This is a genomic window from Terrabacter sp. P5_B1 (genome assembly GCF_056400505.1).
The window spans coordinates 1-3,967 of sequence record NZ_JBFULD010000363.1 but is presented as its reverse complement, the minus strand read 5'-3'; the positions used below and the strand labels follow the sequence as shown (position 1 = coordinate 3,967).

General features: G+C 68.0%; 3 protein-coding genes. All 3 read right to left on the bottom strand.

The genetic code is table 11. The annotated features are described in order from the left end of the window. Positions 1 to 40 precede the first annotated feature (40 nt). The gene (locus AC1DP0_RS19195) at positions 41 to 1,816 is read right to left on the bottom strand and encodes an ABC transporter substrate-binding protein (RefSeq protein ID WP_478087599.1); all 1,776 of its coding nucleotides are present in this window, start codon (positions 1,814 to 1,816) and stop codon (positions 41 to 43) included. Between the two features lie 71 nt (positions 1,817 to 1,887). Then, entirely contained in the window at positions 1,888 to 2,841 is a 954-nt protein-coding gene (locus AC1DP0_RS19190; protein WP_478087597.1) for an ABC transporter permease, read from the bottom strand. 344 nt (positions 2,842 to 3,185) lie between these two features. Then, positions 3,186 to 3,967, bottom strand: a 782-nt coding sequence (locus AC1DP0_RS19185) for an AAA family ATPase (protein WP_478087595.1), incomplete at its 5' end; no start/stop codon positions are given.

The following is a 3,967-nucleotide window of genomic DNA, read 5'->3' as shown; positions in this document are numbered from 1 at the left end:
TCAGGTCCTGCCCTCCGGAAGGAGGGCTGTCACTGCCGACTTACTGGTCGAGCCAGACGTCGGTGAGGTCGGGCATGCCCTTGTTCGGGTTGTTGTGGACGTTCTTGACCTTCGTGCCGAAGACCGAGTTGCCCTTGTCGTTGTTGTCCGGGATGGCCAGGAGGTAGGTCTCCGTGAGCCACTTGTCCATCTTGCCCCACTCCGGACCCTGCTCGGTGATCGAGAGCTGCTGGACGCGCTTGATCTCGGCGTCGATCTTGGCGTCGGAGAAGTTGCCGAAGGTCGTGCCGCCCTGCGACAGCGCGATGGTGCCGAAGGTGGGCGGGATGATCGAGTCGGCGGACGGCCAGTCGAAGCACCAGCCACGGGGCGACTGGAGCATGTTGTACTTGCCCTTGGGGTCGCCGACGAGCTTGCGACGCTCCTTGTTCGGGGCGCCGATGTCCGTGACCTTGAAGCCGGCCTTCTCGAGCGCCTGCTTGCGGACCTGGTTCACCTTCTGCGCGGTGTCGTCGTCGTTCGTGTAGTAGTAGATGAGCTCGAACGGCTTGCTCGGACCGTAGCCGGCGTCGGCCAGCATCTTCTTGGCCATCTCCGCGTTGCCATCGCCCTGGCCGTTCATCTTGACGCCGGCAGCGGCCTCGGCCGTGTAGTCCATGTGGCCGGGGATCTGCGGCGGGATGATCGTGCTGGCGGGCGAGAACGAGTGCGTCGTCTCACCGGCGGCCTTGTGGATGGAGTCGAACGGCCACGCGACGGCGATCGCCTTGCGGATCGGCAGCGGGATCTTGCGGGCGTCCAGGTTGACCATGAGCACGCAGGAGGACGGGCCCTCCTCGAACTGGGCCTTCTTCTCGCCCTCGATCTGCGGGATGAGCGAGGAGTCGATGGCGTCCCAGTTGAGGCTCGTGGCGTCGTCGCCGTTGGAGGCGAGGATGGCCGTCTGCGTCTTGATCGTGTCGACGCCCCACTTGAAGTGGAAGCCGTCGGGGTAGTTGTGGCGCGCCGGGTCGGTGGCCGGGTCCCAGTTGGGGTTGCGCTTGAGGACGAGCTCGGTGCCGGGGGTGTACTTGTCGAACATGTACGGGCCGGTGGCGAGCGGGTGCAGCTGGTAGTCGGCCTTCTTGTCCTTCGCCTCGGGGATCGGCGTGAACTGGTTGAAGGAGACGAAGTAGGGCAGCGTCTCGAAGCGCTTCTCGAGGTGGAAGACGACGGTCTTGTCGTCGGGAGCCTCGACACCCTTCCAGTTCTTGTCGCCCTTGTAGGGGCCCTGGTAGTCGGCGCCACCCTTGAAGAACTCGCGCTGGTAGGTCGGACCGTTGGCGGCGAGGTCGGGGTCGAACGATCGCTTCGCGGCGAAGACGATGTCCGCGGCCTTGACCGGGGTGCCGTCCTCGTACTTGATCCCGTCCTTGAGCGTGAAGGTCCAGGTCAGGCCGTCCTCGGACGCCTTGCCGAGGTCGGTGGCGAGGTCCGGGACGAGCACCTGCTTGCCGTCGCGCGAGACGTACGTCGTGAGGGCGCGGTGCGTCAGCGAGAAGATGACGGCCGTGTCCTGGTAGAACTGGTCGCTCGGGTCCAGGTTGGCCGGCGTCGAGCTGTAGGGCACCGTGAGGATGCCGCCCTTCTTCGCACCGGAGATCTCCGGGGCGGGGCCCTTGGCGTTCGGGTCGAGGGCCGCACCGGCCGTGTCAACCTTGCCGCCGTTGCCGTTGCTGGCACCCGGTGTGCCGTTGTTGGCAGCCGGTGCACCACAGGCCGCGACGAAGCCGAGGGAAGCCGCGGCTCCCACGGTCAGGACTTTGGTCCAGCGCATATCTTGTTTGCTCCCTTGTGCTTGTCCCGGCGTTTTTGCCGAGAACATCTGGTGACCGCGACCCGGTGGGGTCAGCGGCGGCTGGTGGGGTCGAACGCGTCGCGGATCGAGTCGCCGAGCAGGCTGAGGGCCAGCACGAGCAGCGACAGGCCGATGACCGAGGGCCATAGCCACAGCGGATACGTCGAGAAGAGGTTCTGCGCGTCGGCGATGGTGCGACCCCAGGAGGCCGTCGGCTCGACCAGGCCGGCGCCGAGGTAGCTCAACGTGGCCTCGTAGGTGATGTAGGCGGGGACGGCGATCGAGGCGGAGACGATGATCGGGCCGACGAGGTTGGGCAGGATCTCGCGGAAGAGGATCGAGCGGGTCGGGACGCCGATGGCGCGTGCCGCCTGGACGAACTCCCGCTCACGCAGGCTCTTGACCTCACCGCGTACGAGTCGCGCCAGGCCCATCCAGCCGAAGACGAAGAGGATGACGATGAGCACGACGAACCGGATACGTGAGGTCTCGTCGGGCGTGAGGTCGCCGCTACCGGCCAGGCTCTTCTGCATGATCGGGACGATGGCGAGCACGAGCAGCAGGATGGGAAGGGACAGGAAGAAGTCGATGACCCACGAGACGACCTTGTCGGCGACGCCGCCGAGGTAGCCGGCGATCAGGCCGAGCGTCACGCCGATGATCGTCGAGGCGGCCGCAGCCACGAAGCCGATGATGAGCGAGGGGCGAGCGCCGGTGGCCCAGCGAGCGAAGAGGTCGCGTCCGAGGCGCGGCTCGACCCCCAGCCAGTGCGCCGAGCTCATGCCCACCGTCGGGAGCCCGTTGAGGTCGACGAGCTCGGTGTGCACGGTGTACGGGTCGGCCTTGGCGCCGGTGATCGGGTCGACGGACTGGAGGGAGTAGAGGAACGGCGCGAAGACCGCCACGAGGATGAAGAAGAGGATGATCGCGAAGCAGACGATGGCGACCTTGTCCTTCTTGAGCCGGGCCCAGGCGACCTGGCCGGGCGACCGTCCGGTGCGCACATCCTGGTGCTCACGGACCGGCGTCGAAGGCCTTCCCTCGGATTCCTCGGTCAGCACTTCGGCTGAGGGCTCCGGCATAGCGTTCAACGCGTTGTCTCCATCCTTGTGGGATCACATCCGACCCGGGGTTGCGTCATCCGGGACATCCTCGGGGGCTCACCAGATGGTCCGGGTGCAGCCCTGCCGGGACGACGTGAGCCTGCCACACGGATTCGCGCTGTCCAAGCATCGAGACGCGCATGGATGACAAATCGTTACCGACCGCTCGCGAGGCCGCACAACGTCCGTCCGTGCTCGACAGGCCCGCAACAATCTCGTCGATCCGACCTCGGGGCCCGTCGGCGTCAGCGTCCGGGCGTGCGTCCCAGCCGTCCGGAGAGCCACTCCCAGCGGGCCCGGAGACGCTCCTCGAAGCCGCGGTTCGTGGGCCGGTAGTAGCTGACGGCGTCGTGCAGGTCGTCCGGCAGGTACTGCTGCGCGGCGACCCCGTCGGGCTCGTCGTGGGCGTACACGTAGCCCTTGCCGTGGCCGAGGCGCTCGGCTCCGGCGTAGCCGCTCCCCCGCAGGTGGGCCGGGACGACGCCGCCGCGACCTGCGCGGACGTCGGCGATGGCCTCGTTGATCCCCAGGTATGCCGCGTTGGACTTGGGTGCCATGGCGTTGTGCACCACCGCCTGGGCGAGGATGATCCGCGCCTCCGGCATGCCGATCTGGGCGACGGCGTGCATCGCGGCAACGGCCGTCTGCAGGGCCGTGGGGTCGCCCATGCCGATGTCCTCGCTCGCGGAGATGACGATGCGGCGCGCGATGAAGCGGGGGTCCTCCCCMGCCTCGAGCATCCGGGCGAGGTAGTGCAGGGCGGCGTCGACGTCGCTGCCGCGCATCGACTTGATGAGCGCACTCGCGACGTCGTAGTGCTGGTCGCCGGCGCGGTCGTAGCGGACGGCCGCCTGGGCGACGGCCTGTTCGACGTGGGCCAGGGTGATCTCGACGGGGTCGTCGGAGAGGCGGCCGGCGGGCTGGGCGTCGAGGGCGACGCCGGCGGCGGCCTCGAGCGAGGTCAGGGCGCGGCGCGCGTCTCCGCCGGCGATCCGCACGAGGTGGTCGGTGGCGTCGGCAGCGAGGG